The 18,045-nt window shown below is 42.1% G+C and carries 16 protein-coding genes and 6 pseudogenes; 20 read left to right on the top strand and 2 right to left on the bottom strand.

Features of this window, described 5'->3' with window-relative positions:
- Positions 1–16: 16 nt before the first annotated feature.
- From IC803_RS13290 to IC803_RS13230, 14 genes and pseudogenes are all read left to right on the top strand, one after another.
- Positions 17–355 carry an Imm8 family immunity protein gene (locus IC803_RS13290; protein ID WP_042412356.1) on the top strand — a complete coding sequence of 113 codons (339 nt, stop codon included), beginning with the start codon at positions 17–19 and terminating at the stop codon, positions 353–355.
- A gap of 254 nt (positions 356–609) precedes the next feature.
- A pseudogene (locus tag IC803_RS13285) lies at positions 610–2,007 on the top strand (RHS repeat-associated core domain-containing protein); the annotation flags it as partial.
- 13 nt (positions 2,008–2,020) lie between these two features.
- A complete protein-coding gene (locus IC803_RS13280; RefSeq protein ID WP_011230501.1) occupies positions 2,021–2,464 on the top strand; it encodes a DUF4304 domain-containing protein in 444 nt (147 codons plus the stop codon).
- 435 nt (positions 2,465–2,899) lie between these two features.
- Entirely contained in the window at positions 2,900–3,223 is a 324-nt protein-coding gene (locus IC803_RS13275; RefSeq protein WP_081211408.1) for a hypothetical protein, read from the top strand.
- Positions 3,224–3,520: 297 nt separating this feature from the next.
- Complete coding sequence (locus tag IC803_RS18225; RefSeq protein ID WP_223811973.1) at positions 3,521–4,066, top strand: DUF6431 domain-containing protein; 546 nt, start codon at positions 3,521–3,523, stop codon at positions 4,064–4,066.
- Between the two features lie 152 nt (positions 4,067–4,218).
- Positions 4,219–4,572 (top strand): annotated as a pseudogene (locus tag IC803_RS13270) (helix-turn-helix domain-containing protein); the annotation flags it as partial.
- Between the two features lie 141 nt (positions 4,573–4,713).
- Positions 4,714–6,220, top strand: a pseudogene (gene istA / locus IC803_RS13265) (IS21 family transposase).
- Positions 6,217–6,969, top strand: coding sequence for an IS21-like element helper ATPase IstB (gene istB, locus IC803_RS13260; RefSeq protein ID WP_081211424.1), 753 nt, complete (start codon positions 6,217–6,219; stop codon positions 6,967–6,969). The pseudogene istA and the gene istB overlap by 4 nt, the downstream one beginning before the upstream one ends.
- A 5-nt stretch (positions 6,970–6,974) precedes the next feature.
- Complete coding sequence (locus IC803_RS18220; protein WP_223811972.1) at positions 6,975–7,637, top strand: RHS repeat-associated core domain-containing protein; 663 nt, start codon at positions 6,975–6,977, stop codon at positions 7,635–7,637.
- Positions 7,638–7,698: 61 nt separating this feature from the next.
- Positions 7,699–8,613 carry a hypothetical protein gene (locus IC803_RS13250; RefSeq protein ID WP_190304210.1) on the top strand — a complete coding sequence of 305 codons (915 nt, stop codon included), beginning with the start codon at positions 7,699–7,701 and terminating at the stop codon, positions 8,611–8,613.
- A gap of 12 nt (positions 8,614–8,625) precedes the next feature.
- Positions 8,626–9,348, top strand: a pseudogene (locus IC803_RS18430) (RHS repeat-associated core domain-containing protein); the annotation flags it as partial.
- A gap of 10 nt (positions 9,349–9,358) precedes the next feature.
- Complete coding sequence (locus tag IC803_RS13240) at positions 9,359–9,979, top strand: hypothetical protein (protein WP_081211444.1); 621 nt, start codon at positions 9,359–9,361, stop codon at positions 9,977–9,979.
- A gap of 147 nt (positions 9,980–10,126) precedes the next feature.
- Positions 10,127–10,513: pseudogene (locus tag IC803_RS13235) on the top strand (ATP-binding protein).
- A 230-nt stretch (positions 10,514–10,743) separates the two neighbouring features.
- A complete protein-coding gene (locus IC803_RS13230) occupies positions 10,744–10,893 on the top strand; it encodes a DUF3986 family protein (RefSeq protein ID WP_081211434.1) in 150 nt (49 codons plus the stop codon).
- A 66-nt stretch (positions 10,894–10,959) separates the two neighbouring features.
- On the opposite strand, the gene IC803_RS13225 is transcribed toward IC803_RS13230, so the two are convergent.
- Both IC803_RS13225 and IC803_RS13220 read right to left on the bottom strand, forming a co-directional pair.
- On the bottom strand, positions 10,960–12,141 hold the full coding sequence (locus IC803_RS13225; RefSeq protein ID WP_081211432.1) for an IS701 family transposase: 1,182 nt from the start codon (positions 12,139–12,141) through the stop codon (positions 10,960–10,962).
- A 252-nt stretch (positions 12,142–12,393) separates the two neighbouring features.
- Positions 12,394–13,566: an ISL3 family transposase gene (locus IC803_RS13220; RefSeq protein ID WP_190304209.1), complete on the bottom strand. Its 1,173-nt coding sequence runs from the start codon at positions 13,564–13,566 to the stop codon at positions 12,394–12,396.
- A gap of 171 nt (positions 13,567–13,737) precedes the next feature.
- On the opposite strand from IC803_RS13220, the gene IC803_RS13215 reads away from it, so the two are divergent.
- From IC803_RS13215 to IC803_RS13190, 6 genes and pseudogenes are all read left to right on the top strand, one after another.
- Positions 13,738–13,893 carry a cytochrome c oxidase assembly protein gene (locus IC803_RS13215; RefSeq protein ID WP_081211438.1) on the top strand — a complete coding sequence of 52 codons (156 nt, stop codon included), beginning with the start codon at positions 13,738–13,740 and terminating at the stop codon, positions 13,891–13,893.
- A 21-nt stretch (positions 13,894–13,914) separates the two neighbouring features.
- The gene (locus IC803_RS13210) at positions 13,915–14,676 is read left to right on the top strand and encodes a response regulator transcription factor (protein ID WP_223811971.1); all 762 of its coding nucleotides are present in this window, start codon (positions 13,915–13,917) and stop codon (positions 14,674–14,676) included.
- Positions 14,673–15,005 (top strand): hypothetical protein, encoded by a 333-nt coding sequence (locus IC803_RS13205; protein ID WP_081211442.1) that lies wholly within the window; start codon positions 14,673–14,675, stop codon positions 15,003–15,005. Before IC803_RS13210 ends, IC803_RS13205 begins: the two co-directional genes overlap by 4 nt.
- A gap of 82 nt (positions 15,006–15,087) precedes the next feature.
- Positions 15,088–16,366, top strand: a pseudogene (locus tag IC803_RS13200) (IS110 family transposase).
- A 450-nt stretch (positions 16,367–16,816) separates the two neighbouring features.
- Entirely contained in the window at positions 16,817–17,848 is a 1,032-nt protein-coding gene (locus IC803_RS13195) for a sensor histidine kinase (protein WP_081211266.1), read from the top strand.
- Positions 17,845–18,045: a hypothetical protein gene (locus IC803_RS13190; RefSeq protein ID WP_081211268.1), complete on the top strand. Its 201-nt coding sequence runs from the start codon at positions 17,845–17,847 to the stop codon at positions 18,043–18,045. The genes IC803_RS13195 and IC803_RS13190 overlap by 4 nt, the downstream gene beginning before the upstream one ends.

Below are 18,045 nucleotides of genomic sequence, written 5' to 3'. Positions count from 1 at the left end.
GGAGGGAGCCATATAAATGATAATTCCTGAATTATTTTGTTTAACGATAATGGATGAAGACTGGGGAGAGGAGACTGATGATTTTTGGATAGAAATTGAAGCGGATATTGGTATCAAGGGAGACTCAGATTCTGCTGAAGTATTTACTATCTATGTTACAAGTCCAAAAAGGTTAGGGAATATGGTGGAAAAGTCAGGATTGGAGATAGCTAGGGGATTGTTTATAATGAAAGACTTTAATATAAAAAGTGTAGAGGATCGTCTCAAAAAAATACTTGCCCATTGTTCAAGAAAAACCTGGAACGAAACAGCTTTAGCTATTAGTCGGTACGCTATTTGGGAGTATGAAAACTAAATCAAAGTATAATTGGAAATTTTTTAAATATATAAATCCAACCTATTTTCCTAACATGTCGTCTGGTTAACGTGGGGGTACTTTAAAGATAGAATTTTCAAACCTATCTTGACAGAAACACAGAATATTGATGAAGCCTTTTTATGAAAAATTATTTTTATTTAGAGCTCACGACCTACTTTAAGGTTTGTGAGCTTTTATTATCTCAGAGTGAGAAAGAATAACAACTAATAAAGAAATGTAGCCAAACAAAAAACATTGATTATGACGAGAGAGGAAACGTTCACACCTTCACGACAGGAAATGGAGCCGGTTCGACCTTTACGTATGATGACCGCGGCTTAGTGGAAAGCGTTTCGGTCGGTACGGCGGACGGAAAAGAAATTTTATCGGAAACATACCGTTACGATGAAAACGGCAACCGGACGAAAGTGGAATCCCCAACGGGGGAAACGACCGTCTACCGTTACGATGACTTAGACCAATTAGTGGAAGAGCAGCTTCCAGATGGCACGAAAGTCGAATATGCCTATGACGGATTCGGAAACCGGAAGCAAATCGTGGAAACCAAGGATGGGCAGTCGACGACGACCAATGCCGATTATAACGCTGCCAATCAGTTGATTCGTTTTGGAACAGAGACAATCTCTTATGATGCCAACGGCAACCGTATCGAAGATGGACAATATCAATACGAATGGAATGAAGCGGACCAATTGGTTTCCATTACGAGAAAAGGAGAAAGCACGCCGTTTGTAACATACAAATACGACGAAGACGGCCGGCGCATCCAAAAGAATGTCAATGGCGTCATTACGAACTACCATTACCAAGGCGACAGCCTAAACGTTCTGTATGAAACCGATGCAAGCGGAAATGTGGTAAGATCGTATATATACGGAGAAAACGGACAACTCCTTGCCATGAAGAAAGGCACAGCAACGTATTTTTACCACTATAACGCCCATGGCGATGTGATCGCCCTGACGGATGAACAAGGAAACATCGTGGCCCGTTACCAATACGATGCGTGGGGGAATATTCTTTCCCAATCCGGTGCCTTGGCGGACGAAAACCCATACCGATATGCGGGATACCAATATGACAAAGAAACGGGTCTGTACTATCTGATCGCCCGGTACTATCATCCAACGCATGGCGTGTTCCTTTCTTTGGATCCAGATCCAGGGGATGCAGATGATATTCTCACGCAGAATGGGTATGCGTATGCGAACAACAATCCGGTGATGTTAACCGACCCAGATGGAGAGAATCCTTATATAATTATCTTGGTCTCCGTTGGTGGAAGGATTGTTGCTAAAAAAGTAGCCAAATCCTTAATAAAAAAAGCAGTAAAACGAACCGTTAAGAAAGCTGCTAAACGATATACAAAGTCAAATTTAAAATTAGGACGACAAATGCATAAATCATATAAAGCTAATAAGGTACTTAAAGGGGTAAGAGAAAAGGAATTTCGTTTACCAAGTGGAAAAAGAATTGATTTTATTGATTTCGAGAAGAAAATTATATATGAACTTAAACCAAATAACCCACGAGCAATAAAAAAAGGCCTAAAACAATTAAAAGCTTATAAAAAAGAAGTTGAAAAAATTTATGGTAAAGGCTGGAGAACAGTATTAGAAGTTTATTGAGGAGGTAGAGGCGATGGAAAGGAAAGAGTTTAAAAAGATTGTTAATGACTGTTTATTAGCAAACGGTTTCTCGAAAAAAGGCAAATATTATTATAAGGAAAGTCCTGAGGTAATATGTTGCCTTGGATTGCAGAAATCAAATTACTCTAATTGTTATTATGTAAATGTAGGTATAGTGATTAAGGAAATAAATAAAGGGCTAGAGCTTCCACGAGATGTTGACGGTGATATTAGATGTAGGTTCTATTTCAAAGTTGAAGGTAAGGAAGTTGACTGTCTTGACCTTGATAGAATAAATGAAAGTAGTGTTATTGTTTCATCATTAGAAGCGAACATTTCAGAAATAATAAATCCATCATTAGAACTCGAAGGTCTTAAAGAACTATTAAAGAAGAAACCCGTTCTCTTATACCAAACAACAATTAATGCGAAACAATATTTAGGTATAGATGAATAAGATTTAACCATAGGGGAGATCTCCTCTATGGCTATTTTGGTTTGGGAGCGTAGTGCCGAATTGTTTAATGCAAAATAAAACTTTAGCAAAATGCAAGATAAAAATTAAGCACTAAATTGGAAACAAAACAGGTCAGTTTTTCTCAAAAAATATAATTTCACAGACACGGCTTTACATGGAGTGGCGTGCATGGTAGGCTGGTTGCCTCTGCGAATTCCTTTTGTGCTGCGGCCTTCGCAAAATAATCCATGCACGCAGAGGATCCATGTCAAGCCTTATAGGGTAAGATAATTTATATTGGTATATGGATTATATTTACTTTTATGGAACATAGAGTGCTAAACTTTTTCATTGCATTTCGCTTAAATTTTTAGTTGCAGAAAACAATCGTAGTAAACAGGAAAGATATTATCCTGATGAATGGAGGCCATGATAATGAACGACTATGAAATACTTTTTCAAAAATATGTAAAAGAATTAAAAGAGGCAATTGAAGAAGAAAAGGAATTTTTAGATCCGAATCTTGACAAAGAGAGATATGAATACGAATTAAGTATTAGCGGAAGAGTAATTGCCGTATTTAGGAAATATTGGTTTGAGTGTGACAAGTTAAACGATAATGAGGAAAATGAATACTATGTAAATCCAAAAGATTTTTGTGTTGATTGGTTGTCAGGTGAACATAAGGAGCTATTTAGAATTATTGAAAAAATGCCATATTATCCAATAGGAATAGACGAACATGGAAATTATGTTTAAAATAGAGAGAAATACACAAAAAGCCCCTTCTCATCCGAGAGGGGCTTTAATCTTCCCATACTTCGTTCATAAGTGTAAATTATCACTTTATTTCGGAACAAAAGAGCCATTTTTTTGCACATTCTTTCAGAAAGCCCTCTCCCCTTTTCCGTGAAAATCCCGTCAGCCAGCGGTGATTTTCATCCCCGGGTGGAGGACAGATCGCTGCCCATGGAACTTTTCTGAAAGAGTGTGCTAAATTTTTTGTGAATTATTTCGGAAGAGAAAATCCATCGGTTCAGAGGAGAAGAGGAGGACGTGATTCAATTTCATGACTTTGGCATTGACGTCCAAACGTATGCAGAGCGTGGAAAAGAAAACGACTCCCCTCTTCTGACACAGTGTCCGCATTGCCGGGCCAAGCGCCCGTTGCATCGCCACGGTTACTATGAGCGAAACGCATTGACCCCACATGGTGATTATCGCATTTGGATTGTCCGGTATCGCTGTCGGGAATGCTTGAAGACGGTGAGTGCGCTGCCTTCCTTTCTCCTCTCGTATTTTCAGTATACGTTGTCCGCCGTATGGCAAGTGGTGAAAGAGCAGTTGGGATTGACCGAGGGGACGAACCAGGCTCCGTTCCTCCCGACAAAGGACGGCATCATCTTTTATGTCCGACGGTTCTACCGAAACCTATCAAACCTTCATCGTTTTTTTGCGAGGCGGTGGAGAATCATAGGCCCTATCGTGAAAAAAGAAAAGGAACAGACTTCTTGGTGGATCCGGACGTTGGAGGAACACGGTCTCTATTCGGTCATCAGAGAGATGTGGGAGGACGGATTCCGACACCCTTTTGCGAATTAAATGGGATCCTGATTTTACATACATATCCTAAATTGGAAATAATTGAGGTTCCCACAAACCTTTCCTATCGACGGAGAAAAAGCAATTCGGTACGATAAGGGCAGGAGGACCGGAACGGTTCTGATTCCAAGTGAGACCAGAAGGAGATTCGAATGGATGAGTCGATGAGACACGACATGGCCCTGTTTCGGTACGGGCTAATCGCTCCGTTGGTGAATGGGCAGGTGGAACCGAAGACGTATCTGAAAGAGGTGAGCGAGCGAGTGCACCATGTTCCCCACCAGGGCGGCAAGCGAATCGCAGCCAAGACGATCCTCGATTGGTGCCCCCGATACAAAAAAGGGGGCTTTGACGCCTTAAAGCCGAAGCGCCGTTCGGACCGCGGCCACTCAAGGCGTCTGTCGCCCGATGATGAGGATCATATTTTAGCCCTAAGAAAAGAACATCCCACCATGCCCGTGACGGTGTTCTACGAACACCTCATCGAGCAGGGGGAAATCCCAGAAATGTTTAGTGCAAAATAAAAGTACAGAGTTCTGCAACAAAAAAGTGCAGAGCTTCATGGCATAAAAAAAGGCTTGCCAGCTCCTAAAATACCCTCTACTGTTTAAGGTTGTGAAGAACAAAACAGTGGAGGTAATGAAAGGATGCTAGCAATGTCTGAAATTCATCATATCAAACATTTGCGTGAAAAGAAAGGGTTATCGCTTTCCGAAATTGTCCGCAGGACGGGATTTAACTGGAGAACAGTCAAGAAATATGCGGATGGAGACATTTCGGTCAGACAAAAAATAAAGAGAAAACGGGGAATGATGGAGGAAGAAGGATACGGTCAAATCATTGATGACTGGCTGGAGGAGGACGCCAAACCGCCAAGAAAACAACGGCGGACAAGCAAGAAGATGTACGAACAATTAAAGCAGGAACATGGCTTTAAAGGGTCTTATCGAACGGTTTGCGCCTACGTTCAAAAACGAAGACCTCAGCTTAAGCTGGAGAAGGAACAGCGTTACGAGAGGCTGGAACACCCTCCGGGGGAAGCGCAGGTGGATTTCGGCACCATGTCCGTTGTGACGAAGGAGGGAAAAGAGGAAGACCGGTCAATTCTGATTTTGAGCTTTCCGTACAGCAACGCCGCGTATGCGTATCCATTGCCAGCGGAAAACAGCGAATGTTTTCTTTACGGGCTCACTCAGCTGTTTCGCCAAGCCGGAGGCGTCCCGAGAAAACTGCGCATCGACAATTTGGCGGCGGCGGTGGTTTCGATCCGAAAAGGAGGCGAACGTCAATATACTGAAGCATTTGAGCGATTCCGGCTTCATTACCGGTTTGACGTACAGGCGTGCAATCCGTATAGCGGACACGAAAAAGGGAATGTCGAACGGAAAGTTTACTATACTCGTCAAACACTGCTTTGTCCCTGCTCCGTTGATCAAGGGGGATGAAGAACTGGCGGAGTGGCTGCATCGCAAGATGATCGAAGATCGAGCCCGCCCCCACTATGAAAAAGGGAGAACCATTGAGGAATTATGGCAGGAAGAACAAAAGGAGTTGCTTGTCCTGCCGGAGAGAGATCTCCCGATCTTCTCCTTCCACCACGCCAATGTCAATAAATACGGGGAAGCAACGGTGGATGGGGAGGCGTTTGTGGTTCATGGGATCCCGGTTCCCAACCGTGTCCTTGTCAAAAAGGAATGGGATCGTTTCATGGTTTTGTCCCAAGAAGGGGAGGTGTACCTAAAAGCGCCAAGGCCGTACACGAAAAAGCAACGGGAGCTCCCTTGGAAGGACATTTTGGCGGAATGGGCGCAAAAGCCCCGGGTGGTGGAGTATTCGCGGTTTCGAGTTTACTTGCCGGAGGCCATTAGGAAATACTTCATGGAACAACCGAAACAGACGGCATCACGCATTCGAGGGGTGCAGAAGCTGCTGGACCGGTACACCGTCTATGAGATCGCTCAGTGGCTTGACAAGTATCAACGGTGGGATTTGGCGCCCCATGAGATCGGGGTGTTGATGGAGGCGAAGCGTTCGGAGTATCCCGCGAAATGGGAAGAAGCCTATACCCCTTCCGTTTTAGTCGACTATGAAACCGATTTACATGTGTATGATCAACGTCTTTGTCCGTCAAGGGAAGGGGGAAGCCGGGCATGAAGATGGATTTAAAAGAGATTTGTAAAGCCCTGCATTTGGCGTACATCGCGGATCGATTCGAGGAGGTGGCCTACGAGACCAAGGAACAGTTTTTGCGTGATGTGTTGGCGTTGGAGCTGTCGTTCCGTCAGAAAGCAAAACAGGCTCGATTGATCAAGAAGGCGAAGTTCCGGGAGTTGAAATGGCTCAAAGATTACGAATGGTCGGATCAGATTCATTGGCCGACCACGACCTCGAAGGAAGAACTTTGCGACCTTCGCTTTTTGGAGCAAAAACAGAACGTCCTGCTTTTAGGTTCGCCGGGAACAGGAAAAACCCATCTCGCCACCGCATTAGGATTAAAAGCGTGTGAACGGGGCCATGAAGTTCGGTTTTTCCGTGTCGCCGATCTTGTCGCCCAGCTCGAAGAGGCGTTAAAAGACGGCACCCTCGGACGGCTCAAACGGCAAATCGACACAGGCGAGCTGTTGATTTTGGACGAACTCGGCTATGTACCTTTCCAAAAGCAGGGATCGGAACTGCTGTTTCACATCATTGCCGATTGTTATGAACGAAAAAGTGTCATCGTGACATCGAATTTAGAGTTTGGACAGTGGAATCGAGTGTTTGGGGACAACCGCCTGACGGCAGCGCTGGTGGATCGTTTGGTCCATCACGCCCACATTCTCGTGTTTACGGGTGAGAGCTACCGCTTGCGGCATGCGCTTTCTGCCGTTCAGTCGCTCCCTTCTCACTCGGTTGAAAGGTAAATTCATTGAGCCGGCAAGCCTATGTATTTTTTCTTGCAATTCTCTGCACTTTTTGCTTGCAAAAAACAACGGGTCTATACTACCTGATTGCCCGGTACTACCGCCCAGAACAAGGTGTGTTCCTATCCTTGGATCCAGACCCAAGCGATGCGGATGACATTCTCACGCAGAACGGCTATACGTACGCGAACAACAATCCGGTGATGTTGGTCGATCCGGATGGGCATTGGGTGTGGATGGCAGTAGGAGCGTTAATCGGAGGGGTATCGTCGTATAAGTCTGCAAAAAGTAGAGGTCTCAAAGGTTGGAAGTTGTGGGGTTCTGTTGCAATAGGAGCTGGTTTAGGTGCTATCGGTGGAATAGGCTCAGGTGCTTACCGTGCAGCCAAGGTTGCAAGAAATATTTACAATATTACTAAAGGTCCTGCATATGTTAGAGGGAGAGCCGCGCACCAAGCATGGACCAAAGTGATGAAAAGAGTTGTTCCTGGAGGCAAATATGATAAACCATTAAGAGGTACTAAAAAACGTCCAGACCTTCAATTTTTTAGAGGAAGGGTTGTCGTTGAATTAAAACCAAAAGGTTCTTGGAAAAGAAGCTATGTAAAAAGGCAACTCAAGAATTATAAGAAAGTCGGCGCATGGATTATAATTAAGGCAAGTTATTAAAGATATTTGGGGACACACACTGAGAGTGTGTCCCTCTTTGATCGTTTTAGGGGTGAAAAATATGAATCAATATGAGGAGACGGTTAGAAATTTAGTTAATAATTTTAATGAGCATAATATAGATATAGTTGCTCAAGATTTAGCTAAGATGGGAAGGGACATAATTACTATCTTACAAAAATACTTTTATAAAGTAGATCCTAATGGTAAGCTTGGAATATTAGAAACATTGAAATTATTAAATGACAGTAGTGTCATCCCTTTTCTGAAAGCTATTCTTGAAGATGAGACAGAGATATTTTTTGTTAAAGCTTATGCAGAAAGTGTATTGGATTTTTTAGAGGGTAAAGAAACTCAATTAAAAAGAAAAATTCACAATTTATCTAAAAAAAGTGGCACGGATTTAATCGCAGATATAGCTATGATAGGAACAATTGGCGATGACAATGCTATAAGAGAATTAGACAAAATCAAGACGGATAACAAAGAGGTACTGGAACAAATCAAGGTAGCAAAATTACAAATAATATGTGGACTAGAAGAAGTAATTAAGGAGTACAGAAAACCAGATTCCCGTTATTCTCATAAAGCATTAGCAGAGGCTATTTATCATTCATTTGATCATCAAGAAGCATCAAAAGTTATAATAGAAGATCTCTTTAGTGAGGAATTTGAGCGTGTTTTTAGTGCCGTTACTCTACTTGCTTTCGCGGAAAAATTCCCCAAGGACAAAGTTACTAGACATGTAGTAAATAAGTTCTTTGAAATTTTAACGGGTGATTTTAATACAACACTAAAGAATCATGCCATACTTGCAATAGGTAGATATGGAAATACTGATGATGCATCAAGACTTGAACGAATTGTTGAGGAAAAAAAGTATTTAACAAAAAGGAAATTTTGGAAATGGCTAAGTGAAAGCGTGTTGTTAGACGATATTAACATCACAATAAAGAAATTGAAACGAAAGAAATAGACGATTCACACTCTAAATGAGCAACAAGGAAACATCGAGACCCGTTACCAATACGATGCGTGGGGGAATATTCTTTCCCAATCCGGCGCCGTGGCGGACGAAAACCCATACCGATATGCGGGGTACCAATATGACAAAGAAACGGGTCTTTATTACCTGATTGCCCGGTACTACCGCCCAGAACAAGGTGTGTTCCTATCCTTGGATCCAGACCCGGGGGATGCGGACGATATCCTGACGCAGAATGGATACACGTACGCAAATAACAATCCGGTGATGTTGGTGGATCCGGATGGGCATTGGGTATGGCTGGCTATCAACGCGGGATTTGCGGCGTATGATGGGTATAAGGCATACAAGTCAGGGAAAGGATGGAAAGGCGTCGCGGCTACGGCAGCTATTGGTTTTGTTGGTGGAGGAAAATTTAAACTTGTTAGAAATACAGGTAGATTTATTATAAAGGGTACAGGCAAAGCTTCTAAATATGTAGATGTGACTAAATCTGGTAGTCGTTATGCTAACAGAGCGACTGATGTATCTAAAGCACAGTTCGAAAAAAATCTACTTAGAGATGGATGGAAAAAATCAATATCTAAAGACGGAAAAACAATAATACTGACAAAAGATGGCGCAAAATATGTTCTTCGCGACGGTGCTAAATCCACAGGTGGTTCAACCGCTGACTTTTATCCAAAAGGGAGCAAAAGAATGACTTTAAAAATTAGGTTAAAATAGGGGGAGTCCAATGAATTTAGAAACTTTATTTGTTAGGGAAAAAAAAGAGTTTAATAAATTAATAGGAATAGCTAGTGATACGTTTTATATAGAAAATAGATTGCCTGAACAGGTATTCCGGGAACAATTCAATTATTTTTTGTTTGAAGAGTTTGACTGGGCAATGGACAAAGATTTTTGGAGCACAATCCAGCAATTATCTATAGAAACAAAAGATGATTATGTCCTTACCGCAGTGTTAGACCCTAATCCAGTAGAATATTTTTATAAAGAGTTTAATTATTATAATTGGATGAAACTCCCTGTCAATTTATCACCTGATGAATATTTAGATGTTCTTGAATTAGGACCTGAGGAAAGTCCAGCGGATGCAGTGCTGTACAATTCTTATACTGTTATTTGGCTACCTCCTTCAATGAAATGGGCAATATGGGGAGAAAGAAGTTATGGGGTTTGTGTTTTAGGGCTTCAAGATGTAAACAATAGTGCGGATTTATTGCCGATTTTAAAAAATTGGCGCTCTATTGATGAAACAGTTTTATCGTGGGTGGGGCTCAATTTTGTAAATCAACAACTTCCACAAGAAATTGCTGATACTTTCTTCTTAAATTATTCTAACGGTGTTAAGTAAATGTAGATGTCTATTCCGAACACAAAAATAAAACAAAGAGAACCTTGATTGGCTATAAGCCTTTCAAGGTTTCTTTTTTAGAAGGGGTGTAGTGGCGAATATTTATATGGAGGTGTAGGCACAGGCAAGACGCATTTAGCGACAGCGATTGGTGTAGAAGCCTGTAACCAAGGGAAAAGCGTGAAATTTTATCGAACAGCCGCGTTGGTCAATGAACTGATTGAAGCAAAGAATACAGGAAAGCTCCACAAGCTGATGAATCAACTCGAAAAAATCGATTTATTGATCTTTGATGAATGGGGCTACATCCCTGTAAGCAAAGAAGGAGCGCAGCTCCTTTTCTAAGTCATTGCAGGATGTTACGAAAAGAGAAGTATCATTATGACCACCAACTTGGAATTCAGTAAATGGAATAGCATATTCCATGATGAACGATTGACTACGGCGATCATTGACCGCCTTGTTCATCACAGCTATCTCTTAACATTTACAGGAACTAGTTATCGTCTGAAACATTCTTATATGAACTTATAAAAAGACTTAGGGTGCTGAAAAAAATCTTGCGTTTTGCTTAACTTTTTAGTTGCAGAAAACACAAGTGGTGGAAAAATTATTCAGGTTCGTAACAAAAAAACTAAACAGCCTATCTTTAGATTAGATTATCATTATATTGACGGAAAAGGACCTTATCTACATTATCATGTAGCTCCTAACATGAAAAAACATCACTTCATATGGTAATCAATTATAGGGAGTGAATAAACGTGAAATTTGATCCAAATCAGCATCTTCATTTAGGATATTATGAGAACAATGTTGATTTAGAAGCAGTCGCATATAAAATTCAGAATGAAAATAAATGGGTAGTTTTTTTAGATAATGAACAAGATACTACATTAGTTAAAAAATATTAGATAACTGTAGTTGAGTAATTTTGATAACAATAATTACCATATAAAAAGAGACAAACAGGGAACCCCTTATGCCACGTGGAGCTGTTTTTTCACGGCATCAATGGGAATATTTTGTTTCGCTGCACCGTAGATAAATTCTACAAGACTATGTGCTTTCTTCGTTCGGAGAAGGTCAAGCCCGGCAGAGAAATCACAGTTGGACTCGAACATACTGTACACATAGGCCAGTTGCACTAAGATCCAATACCGTTTCACCGCTCGAACCTGACGAACACGATACCCATCGAGCTTCAGCTGGTCTTTTGCCTGCCGGAAAAAGCATTCGATCGACCAGCGTCGGGCATAGTAACGCAAGATGTCTTCGTCGCTTAGCTCCCGATCGGTGCTCAAGACGCAATGAAGATGTTCCGATGTCATCGGCTGGTCGGCTTTCCAAGCGAGCAGCACTACGGCATCATCGAGACCTTTGAGAGACCCTTCGCAGCGATACACCCGATAACGCTCTTCTCCCACCGTGACGAGGTGAGTGTCTTTCGGTTCGATGTAGTGGGCAAACTGCTTCGCTTGGATGGCGATGCCTTTCGGGTAGAGAATTCGGTTCGTCTTGAGCATCGCAATCACGTGGAATCCCTTTTTCAGACAAGCTTCCACGAGCGTTTGGGATGGATACCAAGAGTCCATTAGCACATAAACAGGGCGACTCACATCCAACGAAGAAAGCATCTCGATCGCCAATTTTCCTTTGCTGTTCCCAGCCGTCTTGTCGTAGAGGCGAAAGGCAAAAGGAAACGCTTGGGTCATCGTATGAACCATGAGCCAAACGAGAGAATGTCCCCAGATCGACGTTTTCTCTGTGTGAGAATCGTGCCAATCACACCCTTGAATGGCGTGCGTGGCTCGTGACGAAGGCTTTGTTTTTTGGCAAATCGTATCATCGATCGAAACAAAAATGGGTTGATTCTCTCGTTTCGAGCTGCGTTCGACACGACGAAGGATCCACTGCTGGAGTTTGCGAAGCAATGTTTCTTCATCCCACGGACTTTTCGTGAAAAAATGGCTCAGTGTCGTGCGATGATTCGGATGAAGACTCCCATGATGTAGATCGGTCAGCGTTCCCGAAAAGCCCTTTGTAATCATGGCATCCACGATATGAACGAGATGCTTCATGACAGGTTTGGAGAAATAAAGCGCCAACCCTAACATCGTGAAAAACTTGTGAATTCCTTGATGATGTGCTAGTCTATTCATGAGACATGAACCTCCTTGTGGATAGTTGTGGGCACATCTATTCTAACCAAGGAATCGGGTTCATGTCTCTTCTTTTGTTTAGTTGTAAATTTATGTTAGCGGATTTGCTCATCTACAGTTACAAATAAACCTTTTCGCAAGCAAGGTAGATTGTTGAAGAAATACAGGGAACTTCTATTTACAGGAAGTTCCTTTATTTGTAACAAACAATAATATTTGGTTCATCACCAAAAGATGTACTTGAACCTACCATTAAAGTATGTTAGCTGTTTCTAGACGAACCCGCCATGCAAAACGCTGGATATTTCGGTATCCGTATCCCCGACGTTTGATTAGTTTGATCTTGTTATTCGTTCCCTCCATTTTTCCATTTGAATAAGGTGACAATATGCACGATATGACTTCATCTGTTCGTTTGACAAGCGATTTTGCGATGGCGCGTACAGCTGAACAAGGGCAACATACATATCGGTGAATCCAGGCTTCCAAACGTCGTTTCGCCTGTTGCTCGTCTTTGCTGTTGGACACATAGCGAAAATGTTGAAGCGATTGGTAAACAGACTTTACGTCATCACGTTCATGACACCATCCCCGTATGATTTGACGTTCTTCCTCCGTCAATTTCTGTGGACATTGGCTCAATAAACGACAAACGTAGCGAACATGTCCGTGTTTCTTGCCTCCTTTGTCCAAATATTTGCGACAACGTTCTAAAGCATCTGTAAACAGTTGAATGACATGGAAATAATCAACCACATGTGTTGCTTCTGGGCAAACCCCTTGAATCGCTTTTTTCATCGCTGGAGCCAAATCACTCACGACATACTGAACAGAACCAGACACATGAGCCAATGCGCGTCCAATGGCTTCCTCGTTCTTTCCTGCTTCGATGGCATACACTTCTCCCGTTTCGGCATCCATGATCGCCACTCCGTAGTCATGCCCTTTTCGAAAAGCAAATTCATCGACACAAACCGCCTTTGGTTGGATATCATTCGATAAGAAGGAAGGGGCATGGGTATAAAACCAGCGTTCAACGGTCGTGTAAGGAAGCTTGAGCATACGAGCCACCGCCTGAATGGACGTTCCGATGCAAGATTGCGCTACCCATTGTTGAAAAGCATCCGTTGCCACACTTCGAGGAGAAATTCCTGGATAAGACGTGCTGAATGTCATGTCACAGGTACCACAGCGTCTGCGCTCGACAGGAAGTTCAATCCAAAAAATCCCGATTCGTTGAGCATAGCCATGCATCCATTGTTTCTTTTTGTCTGTCATTTTGATCGTGCGCTTCAAACAGACAGGACATAACGGACATTGCTCGGGCAGAGAAAGTTCGAAAATCCAACGTTCTCCTTCTTTTCGCACCTTTTGAATCAAAACATCTGGTAAATCGATGAGTTCTTTGATAAACTGAGAGTACATGCGAATTTTCCTCCAATGGTTTGGTTTGGTCACCTTTACCATACAGGAAAATTCGCATTTTTTGTACCCTCTATTTTCTCTATGCACACCGATCTTCAATGATCAAGTACAACTTGTGGTGAAGAGCCAATTTTTATTCGGTCAAATCGGGCTTATTTCGAATTTTTATTCATGGCGCGAAATGTGAGTTATACCGTCTATTACGACACCCCACAATTGTTTAAAACACTTTCACCGCTCGAGGATCGACAAGCAGGTGGAGTTATCATGAAAGTGGTTCAAGAAATCGTATACGGGACGATGATTGGCTATATTTCCCTTAAATGAGTAAAAAAGAGAGGTTAAAGGATGAACAATCAGCCGGATCATTTGTTAACAAATTATAACAGGGGTTGTGATATAAGGATGAAGAAGGAAAGGATATTAATCGTTGACGATGAATGGAACATGAGGCATTTACTAAAAATCAATCTTTCTCCATATTTTCACTTAACTGAAGCGGCAAGTGGACAAGAAGCATTAACATTATTGATAAAAGAAAGAATCGATGTAGTGATTTTAGACATCATGATGCCTGATATGGATGGATGGGAAGTATGCAAAAAGATAAGGGAAACGAGTCAAGTGCCCATCCTTATGCTGACGGCACGTGGCGATGTAAAAGATAAAGTACAAGGATTTGATGTTGGAGCCGATGATTATCTTGTAAAGCCTTTTGAACCCGAAGAATTAGTGGCAAGAGTTAAAGCACTAATAAGACGTTCAGCTGCTTCTTCCAATCCTATTCAAACGGAAGGAATCATTAAGATTGCAGATTTAAAAATCGATCAAAATGAAAGACAAGTTTTTGTAAAGGATTGTCCATTAGGATTAACTCCAAAAGAATTTGATATTCTCTTGCTATTGGTGTTAAATCCAAAAACGATATTTACAAGGAATATGTTACTGGATCGGGTATGGGGAGTTCATGACGTTTTAGATATTCGTACAGTCGATACCCATGTGAAAAATATAAGGGAAAAGTTTAGAAAAACTGGGCTTTCCTTTAATCCAATTAAAACGGTTTGGGGAAGGGGCTATAAATTTCAAGCTCCTGAAGAAGACCAATGAAATGGAATAGCATCGCTGTAAAATTAGGGGCAAGTATTCTAGTCATTGTGTTAACCATTTTGCTTCCACTTGGTTTTATTATCAATGAAATATTTTCTGGCTTTTATTACAGTAAAATGAAAGAACAAATTTACAATTTGTCCGATCGTTATGCGAATTCCATAACATCGTTAGAGGATAAAAATATCCTCCATATGTTTGAATTACTTGCAGATATGACAGATCAGGAAATTGTAATCGTAGACGAACACGGCATCGTCGTTGCAAACTCTGGGATCCCAAGCTTACCAAAAGGAGCATTCCTGTTAGAAGTTTTTCCGGGGACTTGAATAAAAAAAGCCCTCTTGGTATGATTCGGGGGTGTCAATTGGATGAATTGACCCCTAATTTGAATACCAAGGAGGACTATACATGCATTCTATCTCAAACAAGAAGATTAATCAAGTCACCGATCAAACGCTGGTTGTTGGGATGGATATCGCAAAGAAAAAACATTATGCCTGCTTTGTGGATGAGCGAGGGAGGGTGTTAAAAAAGCCGTTTCCCGTTCTGCAATCGAAAGAAGGATTGGAATGGTTGTACCAGTGCATCGTGGAAGCCATGAAGGAATTTGGAAAAACCGAGGTGATCGTTGGCATCGAGCCAACGGGACATTATTGGCTGAATCTCGCTTATTTTCTTGATGAGAAAGGCATCCCTCTCGTCATGACAAACCCGATGCACGTGAAGCGCTCCAAAGAGCTGGACGATAACCTTCCAACCAAGCATGATGCGAAAGATGCGCTCGTCATTGCCCGGTTAGTGAAAGACGGCCGATTCAGCTATCCGCGCATTCTCAAAGGGATGGAGGCGGAGCTGCGCGTTGGAGCGACATTTCGCTCCAAATTGGTGGAAGAACAGGGAGCAGTTCGAAATCAGATGATTCGCTGGCTCGATCGGTATTTTCCAGAGTTTACGCAAGTCTTTCCGTCGTTTGGGAAAATGGCGCTCGCGGTACTGGAATATACGCCATTTCCGAGTGATCTAGCAGGAAAAGAGCTAGAAGAGGTTCTCGCCCTTTACCGGCAAAGCGAGGGATTACAATCGCCGCAAAGGCCGAAAGCGAAGAAGCTCATAGAACTGGCCCAACACTCCATTGGCGTAACGGAAGGACAACAGATGGCCCGTATCGAAATCGCCACACTTGTCCGCCGGTACCGCCAGCTGGAAAAAAGAGATCGAGGCATTGACAGAACAGCTGATTGAACTCGTTCAGACCTTCGTCGAATACGAATGGCTGAAGACCGTTCCGGGTGTAGGCGATGCGACCATCGTGGAACTGTTATCAGAGATCGGGAGTTTCTCCCATTATCAGGATCCGCGGCAACTCATCAAATTAGCGGGCCTGACGCTGCGGGAACATTCCTCCGGCCAACACAAAGGGCAGAAACGGATCTCGAAACGGGGACGAAAACGGCTTCGCGCTCTCCTGTTCCGCGTGATGATGCCGATGATCCGCCACAACGAAGCGTTTCGGCAGCTGCACGACTATTACACGACACGACCGGAAAACCCGTTACGGAAGAAGCAATCGATTGTGGTGTTATGCGGAAAATTATTGAAGGTACTGCACGCTATGTGTACGAAGCACCAAGCGTTCGATGCGAAGCGAATGATGCAGGACATCTTTGGTCTCGAAACGGCTGCTTGATGCCTATCGTCTCGATTCCCTAGACAACAAGGATGACACGGAGAAGCTGGCGCGATATCATCCATTCGACTTTGAGTCCCTAAAGGAGCTTAGCTGGCCTCTGCCTGATGACTAGACCGAACGAAGGAATGTAGGCACAAGGATGCCAAGAGACATGGGAGGGTTCGTCATCATCAGCGATGCAGAGATCCAAGGTGCATCCCATACGCTTCCCTCACTACAACCAAATTTAACCAGTAGTGACCGCGAAGCGTACCCACCAAATGTAAGATATACACATATTTAAAAAATAATGTTAGGAAATTTGTCGAAAAATATTTTTTTGACACCCCTGAAACGGCTACAACCGTTGATATATCAACATTTCTAGAGGGAGAAAGAATCAATGCAAATGATATTTCTTTTTTAAGGGAAAACTCTGTCATCGAAAAAGAATATTACGATGAAGTCTTGGAGCGACGTTTTCTTAGCGTTGGAAGACCTATTTTTGCAAAAAATCGCTTTATCGGCGGAATTTTTGTATTGGCTTCCATCGATGATATATATCAATCAATCGAACTAGTAAGGAATTTAACCATTTTAGCTGACATTGGTGCTATTCTTTTAGCCCTTGGCTTTACCTTTATTGTATCACGCAAGTTAGCCAATCCACTTTTAGAAATGGAAAGAGCAACCCGAAAAATGGCTAAAGGTGATTTAAATACAAAAGTTTCTGTTGAAACAAAAGACGAAACTGGCTCCCTAGCCAAGGCGATTAATGATTTAGCCGTTGAATTATACAGGTACCGGTCAAACCAGCGGGAATTTTTTTCAAACATTTCCCATGAATTGCGAACTCCTCTTACGTATTTAGAAGGGTATGCAAGAGCATTAAAAAATAAACAGTATCAAACAGAGGATGAAAAAGAAATGTATATACAAATTATCGAGCAAGAAGCCAACAGAATGTCCAAACTAGTCAATGATTTGTTTGAACTGGCAAAGATGGAGGAAGGAAAGTTACCGTTACATTTGGAGGAAATTGATCTGATTGAAGTGATTGAAAATGCCATAGCCAAAACAAAAATGAAAGCAAAGGAGAAAGGGTTACAGTTATATTTTCATAACATTTATCAATTGCCGAGTATTTATGCGGATGGTTTAAGAATGGAGCAAATTGTCATTAATTTAATCGAAAACGCCATTCGATATACAGAAAAAGGGTTTATAAAAATAGAATTGTCTAATGATCAAGACAAAGTAAAGATTTTGATTGAAGATACGGGGATCGGGATACCGAAAAAAGATCTTCTATTTTTATTTGAACGATTTTATCGGGTGGAAAAATCAAGATCAAGAGAATTCGGAGGTACTGGGCTTGGACTGGCAATCGTCAAACAACTTGTGGAACTGCAAAATGGAACTATACATGTAAGTAGTGAAGTGGGAAAAGGGACAAACTTTGAACTTACTTTCCCGATTTATAAGGGGGATGCCCAATGAAAAAATTTGAAATCATTGTACCTGCTTTGTTGATCATGGCTGGATTGCTATGTTTGACGATGTCCGGTTCGTTCATGTTCCAGCCAAAATTAGGGGTGTATATGAAAACGTTTGTTCAAATCTGTCTATGGACGGGAGTTCCTATTCTTTTTGCAGGAATTTTCTATCTTTTAATTTATAAGAAAGGGGGAGAATAG

This window comes from Geobacillus sp. 46C-IIa, from assembly GCF_014679505.1.
GTDB lineage: Bacteria > Bacillota > Bacilli > Bacillales > Anoxybacillaceae > Geobacillus.
The sequence above is the reverse complement of the archived record's forward strand: the minus strand, read 5'-3'. Positions and strand labels throughout refer to the sequence as shown.

Bases quoted from the DNA above. Each gene is read 5' to 3' on its own strand.
- IC803_RS13290 (WP_042412356.1), top strand. From the start codon at position 17: ATGATAATTCCTGAATTATTTTGTTTAACGATAATGGATGAAGACTGG.
- IC803_RS13280 (WP_011230501.1), top strand. From the start codon at position 2,021: ATGGAAAGGAAAGAGTTTAAAAAGATTGTTAATGACTGTTTATTAGCA.
- IC803_RS13205 (WP_081211442.1), top strand. From the start codon at position 14,673: ATGAAATGGAATAGCATCGCTGTAAAATTAGGGGCAAGTATTCTAGTC.
- IC803_RS13210 (WP_223811971.1), top strand. From the start codon at position 13,915: ATGAACAATCAGCCGGATCATTTGTTAACAAATTATAACAGGGGTTGT.
- IC803_RS13275 (WP_081211408.1), top strand. From the start codon at position 2,900: ATGAACGACTATGAAATACTTTTTCAAAAATATGTAAAAGAATTAAAA.
- IC803_RS13250 (WP_190304210.1), top strand. From the start codon at position 7,699: ATGAATCAATATGAGGAGACGGTTAGAAATTTAGTTAATAATTTTAAT.
- IC803_RS13215 (WP_081211438.1), top strand. From the start codon at position 13,738: ATGGCGCGAAATGTGAGTTATACCGTCTATTACGACACCCCACAATTG.
- IC803_RS13220 (WP_190304209.1), bottom strand. From the start codon at position 13,566: ATGTACTCTCAGTTTATCAAAGAACTCATCGATTTACCAGATGTTTTG.
- istB (WP_081211424.1), top strand. From the start codon at position 6,217: ATGAAGATGGATTTAAAAGAGATTTGTAAAGCCCTGCATTTGGCGTAC.
- IC803_RS13240 (WP_081211444.1), top strand. From the start codon at position 9,359: ATGAATTTAGAAACTTTATTTGTTAGGGAAAAAAAAGAGTTTAATAAA.
- IC803_RS13190 (WP_081211268.1), top strand. From the start codon at position 17,845: ATGAAAAAATTTGAAATCATTGTACCTGCTTTGTTGATCATGGCTGGA.
- IC803_RS13225 (WP_081211432.1), bottom strand. From the start codon at position 12,141: ATGAATAGACTAGCACATCATCAAGGAATTCACAAGTTTTTCACGATG.